We start from the raw sequence: 19,369 nt of genomic DNA on the forward strand, positions 1-19,369 counted from the left end.
TCCACGGACACCCCTGCGCACCTATTGAGCACCCGATTGTGCGCGCACGCAGGAACTGCCGTTACCGTGGCAGGGTCTTGACCGAGGGGTGATCGAGGGGAGGCGGCCGCCGCAATGGTGACCAGGCTGTCGGCGTCGGACGCATCCTTCTACCGGCTGGAGAACTCGTCGACCCCGATGTATGTGGGGTCGCTGCAGATCCTGCGCAAGCCCCGCAACGGGTTGAGCTACGAGACGCTGCTGGCCACCGTCGAGCAGCGGCTTCCGCAGGTCCCGCGGTACCGGCAGAAGGTGCGCGAGGTGACGCTGGGCCTGGCCCGCCCGGTCTGGGTCGACGACCGCGACTTCGACATCACCTACCACATCCGCCGCTCTGCCCTGCCGTCGCCGGGCAGCGACGCCCAGCTGCACGACCTGGTGGCGCGGTTGGGGTCGCGACCGCTGGACAGGTCGCGCCCGCTGTGGGAGATGTACCTGGTCGAGGGCCTGGCCAAGAACCGGGTCGCGATCTACACCAAGTCGCATCAGGCGCTGGTCAACGGGATGACGGCGTTGGAGATCGACCACGTCATCGCCGACCGCACCCAGAAGCCGCCCGAGTTCGGGGAGGACATCTGGATCCCCGGCCGCGAGCCCAGTGACCGGCAGCTGCTGTTCGGGGCGCTGGGCGAGTGGATCACCCGGCCCACCGCCCAGGCTGCGGCGGTGCGCACCGCGGTGACCGAGACCGTCACCAGCAGCACGCAGATGCTCGACCTCGGCCGGCGGATGGCCGAGGTGGCACGCATCGTGGCGCGCGGCAACGCGCCCAACAGCCCGCTGAACACCCGGGTGTCGCGCAACCGGCGGTTCTCGGTGGCGTCGGGCAGCCTCGAGGAGTTCCGCGCCATCCGCGCCCGCTACGACTGCGACATCAACGACGTGGTCCTGGCCATGGTGGCCGGAGCGCTGCGCAACTGGTTGCTGTCGCGCGGCGAGCCCGTGACGACGTCGACCACCGTGCGCGCCATGGCGCCGATGTCGGTGTATCCCGACGCCGAGATCGAGTCGACCGGTCCGGGGCAGGCGATCAGCGAGGTGGCGCCGTTCCTGGTGGACCTGCCCGTCGGCGAGGCCAACCCGGTGGTGCGGCTGTCCCAGATCGCCCACGCCACCGAATCGCATCCGACGGCCACCAGCCTGGTCGACGCCCGCACCATCGTCACGCTGTCGGGCTTCGCGCCGCCCACGCTGCACGCGATGGGCATCCGCGTCGCGACCAGCTTCTCGGCGCGGCTGTTCAACCTGCTGATCACCAACGTGCCCGGCGCGCAGAAGCAGATGTACGTCGCCGGCACCAAACTGTTGGAGACCTACGCGGTGCCGCCGCTGCTGCACAACCAGGCGCTCGCGATCGGCGTGACGTCGTACAACGGCACGCTCTACTTCGGGATCAACGCCGACCGCGACGCGATGGCCGATGTCGACATGCTGCCCAGCCTGCTGCGCGAATCGCTCGACGAATTGGTCGAGGCCGCGAAGTAACCGCGCCTAGAATTCGGCGGTGGGCACCACCAAAACCACGGCCGAGAGCGGCAAGCACAAGAAGGCCAAGATTCCCAAGAAGGTCTACGCCGCCGAGTTGTTCCGGCTGCAGACCGAGCTGGTGAAGTTGCAGGAATGGGTGCGCGCCACCGGTGCCCGCGTCGTCGTCGTGTTCGAGGGCCGCGACGCCGCCGGCAAAGGCGGAACCATCAAACGGATCACCGAGTACCTCAGCCCCCGGGTCGCCCGCATCGCGGCGCTGCCCGCACCGTCGGATCGTGAACGGGGGCAATGGTATTACCAGCGCTACATCGAGCATCTGCCCGCGCGCGGGGAGATCGTGCTGTTCGACCGGTCCTGGTACAACCGGGCCGGTGTCGAGAAGGTGATGGAGTTCTGCACCCCGGCCGAGCACATGCTCTTCCTGCGCCAGACACCGATTTTCGAGCAGATGCTCATCGACGACGGGGTGCTGCTGCGCAAGTACTGGTTCTCGGTCTCCGACGACGAACAGCTGCGGCGGTTCCGGTCCCGGCTCAATGATCCGGTGCGGCAGTGGAAGTTGTCGCCGATGGACCTGGAGTCCATCTACCGCTGGGAGGAGTACTCCCGGGCCAAGGACGAGATGATGGTGCACACCGACACCCCGATGAGCCCCTGGTTCATCGTCGAGTCCGACATCAAGCGCAATGCGCGGCTGAACATGATCGCCCATCTGCTGTCCACGATCGACTACCACGAGGTCGACCTGCCCACGGTGGACCTGCCCGACCGGCCGATCGTCGGGAACTACCGCAGGCCCGCCCGGGAACTGTCGACCTATGTTCCCGACCACGCTGCAGCGTTGATCGGCGATCCCGAATAGCGGCTACCCTCGGCGTCGTGCGTGTCTATGTCCCGGTGACCCTGGCCATGTTGCAGCGACTGGTCGCCGACGAGTCGGTGCAGCCCGTGAGCGGGACGGCGTTCGCGGTGACCCCGACGCTGCGGGAGGCGTACGCGCACGGTGACGAGGACGAACTGGCCGACGTGGCGCTGCGTGACGCCGCGCTGGCGTCCCTGCGGCTGTTGGCCGACGACTCGCACGACACCGCGGACTCGGCCGGGACCGCTGATGCGGCCGGCCCCGCCGGCACCATGCCCACCCGGCGCGCGGTGGTGGAAGCTGATGCCGACGACGTCACGCTGCGCCCCGACCTCGACGACGCGGTGGTGCGCGTGCGGGGGCCGATTCCACTGACGAATGTGATCGCGGCCTACGTCGACAACGCCGGCGCCGAGCCGGCCGTCAAGGCCGCCGTCGAGGTGATCGACGCGGCGGATCTGGGAAACGAGGACGCCGAGTTGACCGTCGGAGACGCTCAGGACCACGACCTGGCGTGGTACGCGCCCCAGGAGCTGCCATTCCTGCTCGAGCTGCTGTGACAGGCTGGCTACGGAGCCGTAAGTTACGGTACCGTAGGTTAAGCAACAGCGACCCTGCAGGAGCCTCCATGGCCAAGAGCACGATCAAGACCGCGGCCCGGGTTGCCGACACGGTGCGACCCACCGTCGCCGGCGCGAAGGAACGCCCAGGCTGGCATCTGCTGCGCACCGTCGCCGGCCGCATCACCACCCCTCTGTTGCCCGACGACTACCTGAAGCTGGCCAACCCGCTGTGGTCAGCGCGTGAGCTGCGCGGCAGGGTGCTCGAGGTGCGTCGGGAGACCGTCGACTCGGCCACGTTGGTGATCAAGCCCGGCTGGGGCTTCTCGTTCGACTACCAGGCAGGCCAGTACATCGGTATCGGTCTTCTGGTCGAGGGCCGGTGGCGCTGGCGGTCCTACTCGCTGACCAGCGTGCCGGTCGACCGGCAGTCGGGGAGCAGGGGCGCGCGCACCATCACCATCACCGTCAAGGCCATGCCCGAGGGCTTTTTGTCCACGCATCTGGTCGGCGGCGTCGAACCCGGCACCATCGTGAGACTGGCTGCGCCGCAGGGCAATTTCGTGCTGCCGGATCCGGCGCCGGCGAAGATCCTGTTCCTGACCGCGGGCTCGGGGATCACCCCGGTGATGTCGATGCTGCGCACCCTGGTCCGCCGCGACCAGCTCGGCGACGTGAGCCATGTGCATTCCGCACCGACCGCAGCCGACGTGCTGTTCGCCGGGGAATTGGCCGAACTCGCCCACGCCCACGAGGATTACCGACTGACGGTGCGGGCTACCCGGACGGAGGGCCGGGTGGACCTGGCCCGGCTCGACGAGGTCGTTCCCGACTGGCGGGAGCGCCAGACCTGGGCATGCGGACCCGAGGCGATGCTGGAAAGCGCCGATCGAACGTGGAAGGCGGCGGGCATCCCCGAACGCCTGCACCTGGAGCGGTTCGCCGCGGTGCGTACTGCCGCGCACGGCAGTGGCGGCACCGTCGAGTTCGCCCGGGCGGGCAAGATGGCCACCGTCGACGGTGCGACGTCGCTGATGGACGCCGGCGAGGCGGCCGGCATCCAGATGCCGTTCGGCTGCCGGATGGGCATCTGCCAGTCCTGCGTCGTCGGGCTGCTGGACGGGCACGTGCGGGACCTTCGGACAGGTGTCGAGCATGAACCCGGCAGCCGCATACAGACCTGTGTGTCCGCGGCGTCGGGGGATTGCACACTGGATGTGTAAACTTTACTAGTGAGTAACCTACGGAGTCGTAGGTTACGATAGCGTAGGTACGCGAAAGGAGGGCTGAAGATGGCGATCACCGATGTACCCGAGTTCGCGCATCTGACCGATGCGGACGTCGAGAACCTCGCGCGCGAACTGGATGCGATCCGACAGGACGTCGAAGAATCCCGCGGCGCGCGGGACGCGCGCTACATCCGCCGCACCATCGCGGCCCAACGCGCGTTGGAGGTCACCGGCCGGCTCCTGCTGGCAGGTAGCTCCAAGCGGTCGTTCTGGTGGGCCGGTGCGACGACGCTGGGCGTGGCCAAGATCATCGAGAACATGGAGATCGGCCACAACGTCATGCACGGCCAGTGGGACTGGATGAACGATCCCGAAGTCCATTCCTCCACCTGGGAATGGGACATGAGTGGCGCGTCCAAGCACTGGCGCTTCACCCACAACTTCATGCACCACAAGTACACGAACATCCTCGGCATGGACGACGACGTGGGCTACGGCGTCATCCGGGTCACCCGCGATCAGAGGTGGAGGCCGTTCAACCTCAGCAACTTGTTCTTCAACACGCTGCTGGCGGTGGCCTTCGAATGGGGAGTCGGGTTGCAGCACCTGGAGCTCGGCAAGATCTTCAAGGGCCGCGACGACCGCAAGGCCACGATGTTGCGCGTCCGTGAGTTCGGCGTGAAGGCCGGCAACCAGCTGTTCAAGGATTACGTCGCCTATCCGGCCATCACGTCGATGTCACCGGGCGCCACGTACAAGTCCACGCTCAAGGCCAACGCGGTGGCCAACGTCATCCGCAACGTGTGGGCCAACGCGGTGATCTTCTGCGGGCACTTTCCCGACGGCGCGGAGAAGTTCACCAAGACCGACATGGTCGGTGAGACCCGCGGCGAGTGGTACCTGCGGCAGATGCTGGGCAGCGCCAACTTCGAGAACGGCCCGGTGCTGCGCTTCATGAGCGGCAACCTGTGCCACCAGATCGAGCATCACCTGTTCCCGGATCTGCCGAGCAACCGGTACTACGAGATCTCCCTGCGAGTGCGCGAACTCTGCGACAAGTACGACCTGCCCTACACGACCGGCAACTTCGCTGTGCAGTACGGCAAGTCGTGGCGCACCATCGCCAAGCTCTCGCTGCCGGACCGGTTCCTGCGTGACACCGCCGACGATGCGCCCGAGACGCGCAGCGAGCGGATGTTCGCCGAGCTGGAGCCCGCTCAGCGCACGGGGCTGAAGTCGGCGATCGCCGCGGTGCGGGCCCGCCGACGTGCCAAGCGCGCCGAGAAAGCTGCCGAGCAGCGACCGGAACTGGCCGCCTGATCGTCCATCCAGCAGCGGCCTGATCGTTCAGACTGCGATGAGGGCGGGGTCTTCTCGAAGATCCCCGCCCTCACCGCAGTTTCAACGTTTCTGTCAGCTGTCTGTCAGTCCGGCACGTAGTCGAATGTGTCCGGGTTCGGCCCGGTGCGGCCCGACTCACCCTGATCCAGCGTGGTGATCGCGTCGACGTCGTCTTGGCCGAGCTCGAAGTCGAACAGCGCGAAGTTGTCCTTGATGCGCTGCGGCGTCACCGATTTCGGGAACACGATGTCGCCGCGCTGGATGTGCCAGCGCAACACCACCTGCGCCGGTGACTTGCCGGCCGCCTCGGCGATGCGGGTGATCACCGGATCGTCGAGCACCTTGCCCTGCGCGATGGGCGACCACGCCTCGGTTTCGATGCCGTGCTGCTGGCCGTACACGCGGACCTCGTTGTTGGCGAAGTACGGGTGGACCTCGATCTGGTTGACCGCGGGCACCGTCTCGGTCTCCTGCGCCAGCCGCTTGAGGTGCTCGATTTGGAAGTTCGACACCCCGATGCTGCGGGCCCGGCCGTCTTTCTTGAACTCCTCCAACGTCTTCCACGTCGAAACGTAGTCGCCGCCGTACAGCGTCGGCAGCGGCCAGTGGATCAGGAATAGGTCGACATACTCGAAGCCCAGCGCCGACAACGTGTCGTCGAACGCGCGCCGCGCATCGTCGGGCTTGTGGAAGCCGTTGTTGAGCTTGGAGGTGATGAACACCTCGGAACGGTCGATGCCGGCGTTGCGGATTCCGTCACCGACGCCCTTCTCGTTCTGGTACATCTCGGCGGTGTCGATGTGGCGGTAGCCGATGTCCAGCGCGGTCTTGACCGCCTCGGCCGTGTCATCGGGCGGGATCTGGAAGACGCCGAATCCCAGCTGCGGAATCGTGTTGCCGTCGTTGAGGTCAATGGTGGGAACTGTGCTCACTTGTGCTCCTTTCGCCTGACAGCGTGCCCCGTGCACACCGTGCGGAAACCTCGCCCCCAGCACCCGTAACGACACCGTCGGGCTCACCCTTCCCGCATCGCGGCCAGCAGTCGGCGTGCCGCCCGCACCCGATCCGCCGCGGCTCCGGTCAGCTCGTCGAGAGCGCACTCGGGATCGGCCGGCGGCCCCAGGTGTCCGCAGCCGCGTGGGCAGTCGTCGATCGCCTCGGCCAGATCGGAGAACGCCAACACCACATCATCGGGCTCGATGTGGGCCAACCCGAACGACCGGATCCCCGGGGTGTCGATCACCCAGCCGCCGGACGCCAGCGGCAGCGCCACCGACTGTGTGGAGGTGTGCCGTCCGCGGCCGATCTCGGTGACCGCGCCGGTGGCGCGCTCCGCCTCGGGTACGAGCCGGTTGACCAAGGTGGATTTGCCCACCCCGGAATGACCCAGCAACACGGTCACCTTGTCGGTCAGCAGGGACTCGACCTCCGCCAGCGCGTCATCGCGCCCGGCGGTGACGATGGTCAGGTCCAGCTCGGCGAACAACTCGGCGAACGGCCCCGGAGGAGCCAGATCCGTCTTGGTCAGACACAGGATCGGCACGAGGCCGCCGGCGTAGGCGGCGATCAGCGTGCGCTCGACCAAACCGGTGCGCGGCGGCGGGTCGGCCAGCGCGGTGACGATCAGCAGCTGGTCGGCGTTGGCGACGACGACCCGCTCGGTGGGGTCGTTGTCGTCGGCGGTACGGCGCAGCAGCGTGCGCCGATCCCCGCGCCGCACGATCCGCGCCAGCGTGTCGGGGCGACCGGACAGGTCACCGACGACGTCGACCTCGTCGCCGACGACGATCGGGGTGCGGCCGAGCTCGCGGGCCCGCATCGCCGTCACCCGCCGGGCTGGGTCGCCGCCCAGCACACAACCCCAGCGGCCCCGGTCCACCGTCACCACCATCGCCTCCTCGGCGTCGGCGTGCTCGGGGCGGGTCTTGGTCCGCGGCCGCGAGCCCCGGCCGGGGCGCACCCGGACATCGGACTCGTCGTACTCGCGTCGGCTCAAGACGGATGGACCACCGCATCACTGGCCTGCCCGGCGAGCATGCCGGCCCACAACGCGGGAAAGTCGGGCAGCGTCTTGGCCGTGGTGGCGATGTCCTCCACCTCGACCCCCGGCACCCGCAGCCCGATGATCGCGCCGGCCGTGGCCATCCGGTGATCGGCGTAGGACCGCCACACCCCACCGTGCAGCTGCGCCGCGGTGATGGTCAACCCGTCCGGGGTCTCCTCGCAGTCTCCGCCCAGCCCGGTGATCTCGGCGCACAGCGCGCTGAGCCGGTCGGTCTCGTGCCCTCGCAGGTGGGCGATCCCGCGAAGCCGCGACACCGACCCCGGGGTGGCCAGCGCAGCCAGCGCCGCCACCGACGGGGCCAGCTCGCCGACGTCGTGCAGGTCGACGTCGATGCCGGTGTAGCTGGCCGAGCCCTGCACCTCCAGGAAGGTGTCGCCACGCCGCACCACCGCGCCCAGGCTCTCCAGGATGGACAGGATGGTGCCGGCCGGCTGGGTGCTGTGCGGCGGCCAGCCGGTGATGCGCACGCTGCCGCCGCTGACCACGGCCGCGGCCAGGAACGGCACCGAGTTCGACAGGTCGGGCTCGATGACCCACTCCCGGGCGGTGATCCGTCCCGGCGCGACCCGCCAGCGGTTGGGACGCGAATCGTCGACGTCCACGCCGGCGTCGCGCAGCATCGACACCGTCATCGCGACATGCGGTGCCGACGGAACCGCCTTCCCGGTGTGCACGATCGTCAACCCGTCGGTGAACGCCGCCCCCGACAGCAGCAACCCCGACACGAACTGCGACGAACCCGAGGCGTCGATCTCCACGGTGCCGCCGGGCACCGCACCGCTGCCTTGCACGGTGAACGGCAGCCCGTCGCCGTCGATGTGCACCCCCAGAGCGCGCAGCCCGTCCAGCAGCGGCGCGATCGGTCGGGAGCGGGCTTGCTCGTCGCCGTCGAACACCACGCTCTCGGTGCTCAGCGCGGCCACTGGAGGCACGAACCTCAGCACCGTGCCGGCGAGCCCGCAGTCGATCCGGTTCCCCGGCGGCGCCAGTGTGCCGCTGACCGTCAACTCGGTGCCGTCGGTGTCGGAAGGTTCGACGGTGAAGCCCAGAGCCTGCAGGGCGCCGATCATCAGGTCGGTGTCGCGGCTGCGCAATGCGCCGCACAGCGTGGACGGGCCGTGGTCGGCGGCCAGCGCAGCCAGGATCAACGCCCGGTTGGTCTGCGATTTCGAGCCGGGCACGGTCACGGTGGCGTGCACGGGTGTGGCGATCGACGGGGCCGGCCAGGTGCTCACGATGGTCCATTCTTGCCTGTCGGTGATTTCGGCGTGCGCAGGCACCCTCAGCGACGATGTTCGCGCCGAAATCGCGATGTCTGGAACCATGGAAGCCATGTGCGGGCGATTTGCGGTGACGACCGATCCGGCGCTGCTGGCCGAGAAGATCAAGGCGATCGACGAGAGCACTGCGGCCGACGCGCCCAGCCCCACCAACTCGGGGCCCAACTACAACGTGGCCCCGACGACGACCGTGGCCACCGTGGTCAAGCGGCACGGCGAGCCCGACGACGACGCCACGCGGCGGGTGCGGCTGATGCGCTGGGGCCTGGTGCCGCCGTGGGCCAAGACCGCCGACGACGGTGCGCCGGACACCTCCGGTCCGCTTCTGATCAACGCCCGCTCGGACAAGGTGACCACCTCGCCGGCGTTCCGCAGCTCGGCCAAGGCCAAGCGGTGCCTGGTGCCGATGGACGGCTGGTACGAGTGGAAAGGCGCCAAGGGCAGCAAGACGCCGTACTTCATGTACGCCGGTGACGGTGAGCCGCTGTTCATGGCCGGACTGTGGACCACGTGGCGGCCCAAGGGCGCCCCCAAGGACAGCAAACCGCTGCTGAGCTGCACGATCATCACCACCGACGCGGCGGGGCCGCTGGCCGACATCCACGACCGGATGCCGTTGAGCATCAGCGCGGCCGACTGGGACCGCTGGCTGGATCCCGACGCGCCGATCGACGAGGGGCTGCTTCGCGGGCACGGCGACCTCGACCGGGTGCAGATCCGCGAGGTGTCCACGCTGGTCAACAGCGTCCGCAACAACGGGCCCGAACTCATCGAACCGGCCGAAGCCCACCCGGGACGCGACGCCGAACAGGCCGAACTGTTTTGACCCCGCTGCACACTCCGGCGGTCGTCGACGCGCTGGCCACCGACCTGCGCGCAGCCGCCTACACCACCGACGGGGTCGCCGAACTGCTCGGCGCCGACGCCGGCGCCTTCAGCCGCGGGTTGTCCTGGTCGGCGCTGCGCGTCACCGAACGGGCACCCGAAAACCAGCGCCAGCTCGCCGTCCTGGTGCGGTTGCTGCTGCTGGGCACCGAGGAGAACCGCGACCGGGTGGCGGGCGCGCTGCCCACCGCAGGGGTCGACGCGCTGGTCGCCTCCGGGGCGCTGGAAATCACCGCGCGCGGCGGCGTGCGTGCCGCGCTGGACATCCGCCCGCACAGCGACGGTGCCACCGACTTCCTCGTGGTGTCAGACCTCGACGCCGGCCAACGCCCCGGCCCCGTGCACGCCGACCATGTCCTCGGAATCGGGGGAGCGTCGGTGTCGCTGGCCCACGCGGTCATCCGGGAGCCGGTCGGGCGGGCACTGGATCTGGGCACCGGCTGCGGCATCCAGGCGCTGCACCTCGACAGCCACTGCGACGCAATCGTCGCGACCGACACCAACGCCCGTGCCCTCGCGCTGGCCGCGGCGACCGCACGGCTGAACGCGATGTCCTGGGATCTGCGCCGCGGCAGCCTCTTCGACGCGGTGGCCGGCGAACGGTTCGACCTGATCGTGTCGAATCCGCCGTTCGTGGTGGGGACCGGGTCGCTGGACTACCAGTACCGCGACTCCGGTATGGCCGGAGACATGTTGTGTCGCACGATGATCGAACAGGTCGGTGATTATCTGGAACCGGGCGGCACCGCGCAGATCATGGCGAACTGGATGGTGGTCGACGGCCAGGACTGGCGCGACCGCGTCGCGGGGTGGCTGGCCGGGACCGGGCTGCACGCCTGGGTGGTGCAACGCGAGTTCGCCGACCCCGTCAGCTATGTGTCGCTGTGGACCTCCGACGCCGGCGAGCTGCCCGAGGATGCCGCCCGCCGCGGCGGGCAGTGGCTGGACTGGTTCGACGAACACCGCATCGCCGGGGTCGGCATGGGCATGATCACCGTCCGCGCGCCCCGCCGCGGCGAACGTCGGGCGCCCGACCAGGTGCTCGAAGAGATCACCGGGGCAGGGGAGGCGCTGACCGGTCCGGAGGTGGCGGCGTTCTTCGCCCGCCGCGAGTACCTGCACGACACCACCGACGAGCAGCTGCTGGCGGCCCGGTTGTCGACCGCACCGGTGTTCCTGGAGGAACAGTCCCTGCCCGGCCCCGACGGCTGGCAGGTCGTCGGGGCCGCGGTGCGTCGCCCCGGCGGACCGGGAGCGGTGCTGGGCGTGGACGAGGTGTCGCGGGCGCTGCTGGCGGGCTGTCGCGGGGAGGTCCCGCTGGGCATGCTGATCGAGCTGCTGGCCGCCACCCACGGCGTCGACGACGCCGCCCTGGCCGACGCCGCGCTGCCGGTGGTGCGCGAGGCGATCGGCCGCGGAATCCTGTACCAGGCGAACTGAGTTCAGCTGCGCCGAGTCGCGCTGACGACGACGTACGGCGCGCCGAAAGTCACCGCGCCCCCGTTGTCGACATGCGGCTGCAACGCCGCCTCGAAAGCCGCCGCCAGCCGGTCGCGCTGGTCGGCGGCCCGCCGGAACGTCGCCACGTGCACCGGTGATTCCTCCTGCAGGAACCGCAGCGCCGCCGCCATCGAATCGAACTGCCAGCGGTGCAGCCCCCGGTGCAGCTCGATGTCGTCGAAATGCGGCGCCAACCGGTCGGTGACCGTGTCGGCGTCTCCCCACTGCTCCGGGGAGAACGACGCGGCCGCCGGCGGACCGAGCACCGCCACCACCGGGTCGAACAGCGGGTTGTCACTGTCGCGGACCCACGCCGAAAAAGCCAGCACACCTTCGGGTTTCACGATCCGTGCGAGTTCAGGAACCTGGCTGCCCGGCTCGACGAAGATGATGCCCATGTTCGACATGGCCGCGTCGAAGCCGCGGTCGGGCAGGCCGGTGGCCGACGCGTCGGCGCATCGCCACGTGACCGCGTCCGCGCCTTCGCGGCCCCGGGCGATCGTGAGCAGCTCCGGCGTGAGGTCCACGCCGGTGACGCGCGCCCCGCGTGCCGAGGCGACCAGCGCTGCGCTGCCGGTGCCGCACCCGAGGTCGACCACGTCGGAACCGCGCAACGGATGTCTGCGCTCCACGGCGTCACAGAGCTGCCCGGCGATGTGCGCGATGCGCTCCCCGACCGCGTCGTAGCGGCCGGCGGACCAGAGGCTCGGCGTTGTCACAGCCACCACCCTGCCACGGCGGCGGTCGCAAAAGTGCGCTCCGTCGGCGGCCGGACGGGGTCAGCGCTTCGGGCCGACCAGGCGCCCGGCACTGCCGGTGGCGGTCAGTCGCCAAGCGCAGCCGGTGGCGACCAGGCGCCCGGCACTGCCGGTGGCGGCCAGTCGCCGAACGCAGCCGGTGGCGACCGGCGCCCGGCGCTGCCGAGAATGCACGTTCGCGAGCAGGGGTGCCCCAATTCGCGACAGCGTTACGGGGCGGTGTAACCCGGCGGGTTGGCGGCGTCGACCCAGAAGTCGACGCCGAGATCGGAACCCGGCACGCAGTCGTAGGCCGACAGGTCGGTGACACCGGATTCGAGCAGCACGTCCTCGCACAGCAGCGTGTGGCCGGTGTAGCTGGCCGGCTTGTTGAGCACGACGTAGGCGGCGTCGGAGTACACCTCCGGCTTGCGCGAGCGGGCCATCGACTCGTCGCCGCCGAGCAGGTTCTGCACCGCCGCGGTCGCCACCATGGTGCGCGGCCACAGCGTGTTGGACGCGATGCCCGCATCCCGCATCTCTTCGGCGATACCCAACGCGCACAACGTCATTCCGAACTTTGCCATCATGTAGGGCGTCGGCCGCAGCCATTTGGACTCCAGCAGCACCGGCGGCGACAACGTCAGGACGTGCGGGTTGTCGCGGCCCTTCATGTGAGGCAGGCAGGCCTGCGACACCGCGTAGGTGCCGCGCACCTGGATGCCGTTCATCAGGTCGAATCGTTTGAGCGGCACGTCCTCGATGGAACCCAGGTTGATCGCCGAGGCGTTGTTGACACACATGTCGATGCCGCCGAACTGCTCGACGGTCTTGGCGACCGCAGCGGCCACCGAGTCCCCGTCGCGGACGTCGCCGACGATCGGCAACGCCTGACCGCCGACCTCCTCGATCTCCTTGGCCGCGGTGTAGATGGTGCCGGGCAGCTTGGGGTGCGGTTCGGCGGTCTTGGCGACCAGTGCGATGTTGGCGCCGTCGGCGGCGACCCGCTTGGCGATCGCCAGCCCGATTCCGCGGCTGGCACCAGAGATGAACATCGTTTTTCCGGCAAGCGACATGGGCCCACCCTAATGCCACCGCCTCCGCGCCGAACGTACGGTTTCTGACGGATTTCGCCCGTTTCTCGTCATATTCCGTACTGTCGCGCGTCCGAACTGTCGCGCGTCCGTCCGGCGCGTGCGCTCGGCGCGTCCGAACTGTCGTGCGTCCGTCCGGCGCGTCCGTCCTGCCCGTGCGCTCGGCGCGTCCGTCCTTCCCGTGCGCTCGGCGCGTCCGAACTGCCGTGCGTCCGCTCGGCGCGTCGGTCAGGCGCAGATGTCGGCTGTCACCGCGTTCGTCAGCCGCACCAGGTCCTGCGGGGACAGGCTCACGTCCCACCCACGCTTGCCGGCACTGCACAACACCCGGTCCCACTGCAGCGCCGAGGAGTCGACGACCGTGGGTAACGGCTTGCGCTGGCCCAGCGGCGAGATCCCTCCGACGACGTAACCGGAGGAGCGCTGCGCTGCGGCCGGGTCGGCCATGGTCGCCTTCGGTGCGCCGAGCGCGGCGGCCGCCGCCTTGAGCGACAGCTTCGACGGGACCGGCACCACCGCGACGCCAAGGCCGCTGGGCATCGCGACGACCAGGGTCTTGAAGATCTGCCCGGGCTGGACGGCTTCCCGCTCGGCGAGGGCGGCGACCGCCTCGTCACCGAACGACTCGGCGCGGGGGTCGTGCGGGTACTGCACCACCGCATGAGGTGCCCCAGCCGCCACCAGAGCGGCAATGGCGGGGGTCGCTGCGCGCGCCACCGGCCCAGCGTAATCCGGTCAGCGCGGTCCGCTGCGCCAGGTGATCCGAGGAGGGTCGTCGGTGCCGGTGCGGGTGAGCCGGCGGCAGGTGTGCACACCGGCCACAGCGACCGCCACGGCCAGCGCACCGTTGACCCCGGCCAGCACGACCACCATGCGCCCGGTGCGCTCGGCGGCGGGCCGGAAGCGGTCCAGAAACGTGTCCGCATCCCCGGCGGCGACGATCCGCACGTCGGCCAGCCCGGTGTAGGACGTCGCGCCGCCGCCCATCCCGCCGCGCAGGTGTCCCCACACCACCACCCGATCGCCGGTGCGCAGGACACAGTTGCCGGTGCCGCCCGCCGGCCACCCCCAGGCCTGGCTGCCCGACGAGATGCCCGCCACCACGACGGGCGGTCCGCCGGGGAAGTCGACCAGATAGCGGTCGGGAAACCGGCCACCCGGCAGCAGAAGGCGATGCGTCCCGACCGTGACGCACCCATGCGTTGCCACCACCGGCGATCCCGTCGGGCCTCGCAGGGTCCCCTGCAGCAACACCCCGGCCTGACGCGCCGGTGCGTCGCGCGAGGCGACGAACTGGTCGCGATCCACCAGGATCTCGGCGTCGGCGACGCTGGCGGTGTCGTCAGCAGCCACCAGGAGGAACACCGCGACCGCGACATACATGGCCGACAGCGCCGCGCACACCACGGCGACGCCGCTGCGGTCGCTCCTGCTGACCAGCTGCGGGAGACCCTTGGTCCACAGCAGCGCGGTCAGCACCGACAACACCACGGTGGCCACCGTGATCGTCGCGGCTCGTAGCGCCAGGTCGGCCGCCACCTCCCCGGTGATGACGACGACCAGGAACAGCGCCGGAACCGTGGCCACTGCCAGCACGCACAACGGGATGGTTCGGCCGCGCCAGCGCCACGCCAGCACCGCGGCGGCGCCGACCACCGAGGTGGCCAGGACCAGGCTCACGCCCGGCCGAGGGAGCCCCGGCAGCGCAGGCCCAGGTTGACGAACGCGTCGGCCATCTCGACCGAGCGCAACACATCGGTGCGCACCCGCACCGAGATCCCGGTCCGGTCGACGGTCAGCACCGGCTGCTCCCGCTCGGCGTCGAACCGGCCGCACCAGTCGCCGATCGCGTCGGCCACGTTGCGCATGGTCCCGGTGGGGCCGATGCCGTCGGTGGCGAACACCAACAGCCGCTGGTCCATCGCCGGCAGCGCCCGCAGCGGGCGTCCGCCGCTGAACCGGTCCAGGCCCAGCCATTCGGTCAGCGGCGCGGGCAGCGTGCTGATCAGACCGGTGGCCAGCTCGCGGAGCTCCCCGGGTGGGGAGGGGCCGGCGACCAGCACCGGACCGAGCGTGGCCGGGGTGGGGCACGCCCAGGTGCTGGTGACGATGTGGGTGCTCGGCGGCGACATCTGCCCGGCGAACGACCGCGTCATGGTCAGCGTCCAGTCCCCGGCGACGGGGAGGACGACGGTGTCCTCACCATGCGTCTCGACCCGCCACCCGCGCTGCTGCAGCGCGGAGTGGAAGGACGCGCGGCGGCGCAGCCACCACGCCAGAGCCGTGGCGAGCACCAGCAGCGTCAGCGCGCCGACGACGAGGGTGGTTGACACGTCCATCGAGACAGTGAGTATTCCCGACCGGCGGGGTCACCGGCGGCAGTACGGCCAGACGGTGGGGAACACCGCGCGCGGCGGCGCTGTTGTTGACCACAGCAGTGGCAGGTCGCTGAGCCGGCCACGGCCTGTAGTCGGTGTCAACCTCTAGGATCGGCGGAAGGGGATTTTCCGGTGCCAGTGTTGACTGCATTGCCCATGAAGGCCCTGGAGCGTCCGGTGGACACGCCGGAGCTGTCTGGTGGCGCCGCTACAGAAGGGACGGTGTTCCCCACGATGACCGACACCGATGCACAGTCGGACGGCCAGATCGGGCACGAAGAGACCGACGCCGAGTTGACCGCGCGCTTCGAACGTGACGCGATCCCGATGCTCGACCAGCTCTACGGCGGCGCGCTGCGGATGACCCGCAACCCCGCCGACGCCGAGGACCTGCTGCAGGAAACGATGGTCAAGGCGTACTCGGGGTTCCGGTCGTTCCGGGAAGGAACCAACCTCAAGGCGTGGTTGTACCGGATCCTGACCAACACCTACATCAACAGTTACCGCAAGAAGCAGCGCCAGCCGTCGGAGTATCCGACCGAGGAGATCACCGACTGGCAACTGGCGGCCAACGCCGAGCACTCCTCGACCGGGTTGCGCTCGGCCGAGGTCGAGGCGCTGGAGCTGCTGCCCGACAACGAGATCAAAGAAGCCCTGCAGGCACTTCCGGAAGACTTCCGGATGGCGGTCTACTACGCCGACGTCGAGGGCTTCCCCTACAAGGAGATCGCCGAGATCATGGACACGCCGATCGGAACGGTGATGTCGCGGTTGCACCGCGGCAGGCGTCAACTTCGCGAGTTGTTGGGCGGTGTGGCCCGCGACAGGGGCTTCCTCCGCGGCCAGGACGCTCCGGAGGAGGTTTCGTCATGAGCGGCACCGAGAACCCGACTGGCGGCGCCGACCAGCCTGATCCGCAGGACCGCTGGACCCCGCCGGTGGGGCCCGTGGATCCCGAGCATCCCGAGTGCGCCGCCGTGATCGCCGAGGTGTGGACGCTGCTCGACGGCGAGTGCACCGTCGAGACCCGCGACCGGCTGCGCCAGCACCTCGAGGAATGTCCCACCTGTCTGCGCTATTACGGCATCGAGGAGCGGGTGAAGAAGCTGATCGCCATCAAGTGCAGCGGGGAGCGCGCCCCCGACAGCCTGCGCGAGCGGTTGCGGCTCGAGATCAGCCGCACCACGATCATCCGCCGGGGCTGAGCGCCGCAGCAGCCGCCCCCGCAACGACAAGCACGTCGCCCCAACGACAACCGCCCGGCCTCTCACGAGGACCGGGCGGTGTTGTTGCTGGTGGAGTCAGCGCACTGACTTCGAACCGGCGTTGGGGCGCTTGCCGTGGTTGGCCTTGCTGTGCTTGCGGTCGCGCTTCTTCCGGCCTCGCTTGGCCATGATGTACCTCCGAATGGCTCTGTCGTGGGTGCCCGTCGATCGGGCGTTGTCTGCGATTGTCTCACGTGCCGGTTGATGCTCTGTCCACCCTGTCGTGTGGTTCGATAGACGCGTTCAGGCACAGCGGTGAGTGAGTGGGGTGAAGATGGCCGAGGATGTTCGCGCCGAGATCGTGGCCAGTGTGCTCGAGGTCGTGGTCAGCGAGGGCGATCAGATCGGTGAAGGCGACACCTTGGTGCTGCTGGAGTCGATGAAGATGGAGATCCCGGTGCTCGCCGAGGTCGCCGGCACCATCAGCAAGGTCAGCGTCGCGGTCGGTGACGTGATCCAGGCCGGCGACCTGATCGCGGTCATCAGCTAGCGCTGCATGTCGACCCTCGGTGACCTGCTCGCCGAGCACACCGTGCTGCCCGGAAACGCGGTCGATCACCTGCACGCCGTCGTCGGCGAGTGGCAGCTGCTGGCCGACCTGTCGTTCGCCGACTACCTGATGTGGGTTCGCCGCGACGACGGCCTGCTGGTCTGCGTGGCGCAGGTGCGGCCGAACACCGCGCCGACGGTGCTGCTGGCCGACTCGGTGGGCACGCTGGCCGAGCCTGAGGACCTCCCGATCGTGGCCGCGGCGTTCGACTCGGGCACCATCGGCGCCTCCGCCGTGCAGGGCGGCGACGGCACCCCGGGCATTCGGGTCGAGGCGGTGCCGGTGCGCTACCAGAGCGACGTGGTGGCGGCGCTGACCCACCAGACCTCGCTGGCGCCGCGTCAGGCCAGCCCGCTGGAGACGGCGTACGGGGCCTGCGCGGTCGATCTGCTGCACATGCTGTCGGAAGGCACCTTCCCCAACGTGGGTGACCTGGCGATGTCGCGGTCCAGCCCGCGCGCCGGGGACGGCTTCATCCGACTCGACGAGACCGGCGTGGTCACGTTCGCCAGCCCGAACGCGATCTCTGCGTATCACCGCATGGGGTTGACCGCCGAGCTGGAAGGCCACAACCTCGTCAGCGTCACCAGACCGTTGATCTCCGACCCGTTCGAGGCCCAGGAGTTGGCCAACCACGTCCGTGATTCGCTGACCGGCGGTTCGAGCATGCGCATGGAGGTCGACGCCGGTGGGGCGGCGGTGCTGCTGCGCACGCTGCCGCTGGTGGTGCACGGCGCCGGGGTGGGCGCGGCGGTGCTGATCCGCGACGTCACCGAGGTCAAACGCCGCGACCGCGCGCTGCTGTCCAAGGACGCGACGATCCGCGAGATCCATCATCGCGTCAAGAACAACCTGCAGACCGTGGCCGCGCTGCTGCGCCTGCAGGCCCGCCGCACCAGCAACCCGGAGGGTCGAGAGGCGCTCATCGAGTCGGTTCGGCGGGTGTCGTCGATCGCGCTCGTGCACGACGCGTTGTCCATGTCGGTCGACGAAGAGGTCAACCTCGACGAGGTCATCGACCGGATCCTGCCGATCATGAACGATGTCGCGACCCCTGACATCTCCAACGCCCCGGTGCGGATCAACCGGGTGGGGGAGCTGGGTGTGCTGGACGCCGACCGCGCCACCGCGCTGGTCATGGTCATCACCGAGCTGGTGCAGAACGCCATCGAGCACGCCTTCGACAGTGCCGCCCCGCAGGGATGCGTGACCATCCGCGCCGAACGCTCCGCACGCTGGCTCGACGTCGTCGTCAACGACGACGGGCGGGGCCTGCCTGAGGGGTTCAGCCTGGAGAAGTCCGACCGGCTCGGTCTGCAGATCGTGCGCACCCTGGTGGCGGCCGAACTCGACGGCTCGCTGGGTATGCATGCGGCTTCCGGCGGCGGCACCGATGTCGTGCTGCGGGTGCCGTTGGGCCGCCGGTTGCGCAGCGCGCAATAGTGACGCGCGCAACAACGGAATTCTGCGTAATTGCTGTGCAATTCGCGCAGTAATTCATTTCACATAGTTACGGCCCCGACTTTCGTCGGGGCCGTCGCTCGAGTGTGTGCCGGGGAGTCGATCAGACCCCGGTGCGAGCCTTCGTCCGGGCATTGCGACGCTTGAGCGCGCGACGCTCGTCCTCGCTCATGCCGCCCCACACGCCGGCGTCCTGCCCGGACTCCAACGCCCAGCTCAGGCACTCCGCGGTGACGGGGCAACGTGCGCAGACGAGCTTCGCGTCAGCGATCTGAGCGAGCGCCGGACCGCTGTTCCCGACCGGGAAGAACAGTTCGGGATCCTCGTCGCGACACACCGCCTTGTGGCGCCAATCCATGAGTCATACTCCTTGTCTTGTGCGCAGCAATACGCACGAGCTTTACTTCGGCTGTTAACGCAAGCGCACCAAATGTTTCTGCGCTGTTGCATCCGATGCTTTCACAGGCTGAACAGATGTCAATAGCAGTTCGTTAACACGTGGGCAATGTCACTGCCTGCTACTGCCACCGCCCCGTTACCGGATGGCTAACACGTTTGTACTACTCTTAAACAACCTGTGCCCTGAATTCCCGCTGTGACCTAGCTCAACATTGGCATCGGTGCAGATCAGGCGG

21 protein-coding genes are annotated in these 19,369 nt (G+C 69.2%); 11 read left to right on the forward strand and 10 right to left on the reverse strand.

All coding sequences use genetic code 11. The features are described 5' to 3' along the window. Positions 1-114: 114 nt before the first annotated feature. The 5 genes from J3476_RS17830 to J3476_RS17850 all read left to right on the forward strand — a co-directional run bounded on the left by J3476_RS17830 (position 115) and on the right by J3476_RS17850 (position 5,498). A complete protein-coding gene (locus J3476_RS17830; RefSeq protein ID WP_207067731.1) occupies positions 115-1,524 on the forward strand; it encodes a wax ester/triacylglycerol synthase family O-acyltransferase in 1,410 nt (469 codons plus the stop codon). A 19-nt stretch (positions 1,525-1,543) separates the two neighbouring features. After that, positions 1,544-2,389 (forward strand): polyphosphate kinase 2, encoded by an 846-nt coding sequence (ppk2, locus tag J3476_RS17835; RefSeq protein ID WP_207067732.1) that lies wholly within the window; start codon positions 1,544-1,546, stop codon positions 2,387-2,389. A 47-nt stretch (positions 2,390-2,436) separates the two neighbouring features. Continuing rightward, positions 2,437-2,949, forward strand: a complete 513-nt coding sequence (locus tag J3476_RS17840) for a hypothetical protein (protein WP_207067777.1) — start codon at positions 2,437-2,439, stop codon at positions 2,947-2,949. A 68-nt stretch (positions 2,950-3,017) separates the two neighbouring features. Further along, on the forward strand, positions 3,018-4,172 hold the full coding sequence (locus J3476_RS17845; protein WP_207067733.1) for a ferredoxin reductase: 1,155 nt from the start codon (positions 3,018-3,020) through the stop codon (positions 4,170-4,172). A gap of 69 nt (positions 4,173-4,241) precedes the next feature. After that, positions 4,242-5,498 (forward strand): fatty acid desaturase, encoded by a 1,257-nt coding sequence (locus tag J3476_RS17850; protein WP_207067734.1) that lies wholly within the window; start codon positions 4,242-4,244, stop codon positions 5,496-5,498. Between the two features lie 104 nt (positions 5,499-5,602). Here J3476_RS17850 and J3476_RS17855 read toward each other — a convergent pair whose 3' ends face one another. The 3 genes from J3476_RS17855 to aroA all read right to left on the reverse strand — a co-directional run bounded on the left by J3476_RS17855 (position 5,603) and on the right by aroA (position 8,819). Further along, the gene (locus tag J3476_RS17855; RefSeq protein ID WP_207067735.1) at positions 5,603-6,451 is read right to left on the reverse strand and encodes an aldo/keto reductase; all 849 of its coding nucleotides are present in this window, start codon (positions 6,449-6,451) and stop codon (positions 5,603-5,605) included. Between the two features lie 83 nt (positions 6,452-6,534). Then, positions 6,535-7,515: a ribosome small subunit-dependent GTPase A gene (gene rsgA / locus J3476_RS17860; protein ID WP_207067736.1), complete on the reverse strand. Its 981-nt coding sequence runs from the start codon at positions 7,513-7,515 to the stop codon at positions 6,535-6,537. Continuing rightward, positions 7,512-8,819: a 3-phosphoshikimate 1-carboxyvinyltransferase gene (gene aroA, locus J3476_RS17865; protein ID WP_286183287.1), complete on the reverse strand. Its 1,308-nt coding sequence runs from the start codon at positions 8,817-8,819 to the stop codon at positions 7,512-7,514. Before aroA ends, rsgA begins: the two co-directional genes overlap by 4 nt. A 97-nt stretch (positions 8,820-8,916) precedes the next feature. Here aroA and J3476_RS17870 point away from each other — a divergent pair, with 97 nt between their 5' ends. Both J3476_RS17870 and J3476_RS17875 read left to right on the forward strand, forming a co-directional pair. After that, positions 8,917-9,690 (forward strand): SOS response-associated peptidase, encoded by a 774-nt coding sequence (locus tag J3476_RS17870; protein ID WP_207067737.1) that lies wholly within the window; start codon positions 8,917-8,919, stop codon positions 9,688-9,690. Continuing rightward, on the forward strand, positions 9,687-11,189 hold the full coding sequence (locus tag J3476_RS17875) for a methyltransferase (RefSeq protein ID WP_207067738.1): 1,503 nt from the start codon (positions 9,687-9,689) through the stop codon (positions 11,187-11,189). Before J3476_RS17870 ends, J3476_RS17875 begins: the two co-directional genes overlap by 4 nt. A gap of 2 nt (positions 11,190-11,191) precedes the next feature. On the opposite strand, the gene J3476_RS17880 is transcribed toward J3476_RS17875, so the two are convergent. The 5 genes from J3476_RS17880 to J3476_RS17900 all read right to left on the reverse strand — a co-directional run bounded on the left by J3476_RS17880 (position 11,192) and on the right by J3476_RS17900 (position 15,419). After that, positions 11,192-11,968 (reverse strand): class I SAM-dependent methyltransferase, encoded by a 777-nt coding sequence (locus J3476_RS17880; RefSeq protein ID WP_207067739.1) that lies wholly within the window; start codon positions 11,966-11,968, stop codon positions 11,192-11,194. A gap of 248 nt (positions 11,969-12,216) precedes the next feature. After that, positions 12,217-13,062, reverse strand: a complete 846-nt coding sequence (locus J3476_RS17885; RefSeq protein ID WP_207067740.1) for an NAD(P)-dependent oxidoreductase — start codon at positions 13,060-13,062, stop codon at positions 12,217-12,219. A 246-nt stretch (positions 13,063-13,308) separates the two neighbouring features. After that, the gene (locus J3476_RS17890) at positions 13,309-13,797 is read right to left on the reverse strand and encodes a YbaK/EbsC family protein (RefSeq protein ID WP_207067741.1); all 489 of its coding nucleotides are present in this window, start codon (positions 13,795-13,797) and stop codon (positions 13,309-13,311) included. A gap of 18 nt (positions 13,798-13,815) precedes the next feature. After that, positions 13,816-14,760, reverse strand: a complete 945-nt coding sequence (locus J3476_RS17895; protein WP_207067742.1) for a hypothetical protein — start codon at positions 14,758-14,760, stop codon at positions 13,816-13,818. Continuing rightward, a complete protein-coding gene (locus J3476_RS17900; protein ID WP_207067743.1) occupies positions 14,757-15,419 on the reverse strand; it encodes a hypothetical protein in 663 nt (220 codons plus the stop codon). The genes J3476_RS17895 and J3476_RS17900 overlap by 4 nt, the downstream gene beginning before the upstream one ends. 273 nt (positions 15,420-15,692) lie before the next feature. Between J3476_RS17900 and J3476_RS17905 the strand changes: the two genes are divergently transcribed. Together J3476_RS17905 and rsrA are read left to right on the forward strand one after the other, a co-directional pair. Beyond that, the gene (locus J3476_RS17905) at positions 15,693-16,331 is read left to right on the forward strand and encodes a sigma-70 family RNA polymerase sigma factor (protein WP_207067744.1); all 639 of its coding nucleotides are present in this window, start codon (positions 15,693-15,695) and stop codon (positions 16,329-16,331) included. Next, entirely contained in the window at positions 16,328-16,663 is a 336-nt protein-coding gene (rsrA, locus tag J3476_RS17910; protein ID WP_207067745.1) for a mycothiol system anti-sigma-R factor, read from the forward strand. Before J3476_RS17905 ends, rsrA begins: the two co-directional genes overlap by 4 nt. Before the next feature lie 96 nt (positions 16,664-16,759). On the opposite strand, the gene J3476_RS28190 is transcribed toward rsrA, so the two are convergent. Continuing rightward, complete coding sequence (locus J3476_RS28190) at positions 16,760-16,852, reverse strand: 50S ribosomal protein bL37 (RefSeq protein ID WP_003882799.1); 93 nt, start codon at positions 16,850-16,852, stop codon at positions 16,760-16,762. Between the two features lie 145 nt (positions 16,853-16,997). On the opposite strand from J3476_RS28190, the gene J3476_RS17915 reads away from it, so the two are divergent. Together J3476_RS17915 and J3476_RS17920 are read left to right on the forward strand one after the other, a co-directional pair. Then, the gene (locus J3476_RS17915; protein ID WP_152516226.1) at positions 16,998-17,213 is read left to right on the forward strand and encodes a biotin/lipoyl-binding carrier protein; all 216 of its coding nucleotides are present in this window, start codon (positions 16,998-17,000) and stop codon (positions 17,211-17,213) included. A 6-nt stretch (positions 17,214-17,219) separates the two neighbouring features. Beyond that, positions 17,220-18,716 (forward strand): sensor histidine kinase, encoded by a 1,497-nt coding sequence (locus J3476_RS17920; protein ID WP_207067746.1) that lies wholly within the window; start codon positions 17,220-17,222, stop codon positions 18,714-18,716. Between the two features lie 121 nt (positions 18,717-18,837). Here the strand turns inward: J3476_RS17920 and whiB1 are convergent, their stop codons facing one another. Next, entirely contained in the window at positions 18,838-19,092 is a 255-nt protein-coding gene (gene whiB1 / locus J3476_RS17925) for a transcriptional regulator WhiB1 (RefSeq protein WP_152516228.1), read from the reverse strand. Positions 19,093-19,369 lie beyond the last annotated feature (277 nt).

It is taken from the genome of Mycobacterium sp. PO1 (assembly GCF_017312405.1).
GTDB lineage: Bacteria > Actinomycetota > Actinomycetes > Mycobacteriales > Mycobacteriaceae > Mycobacterium.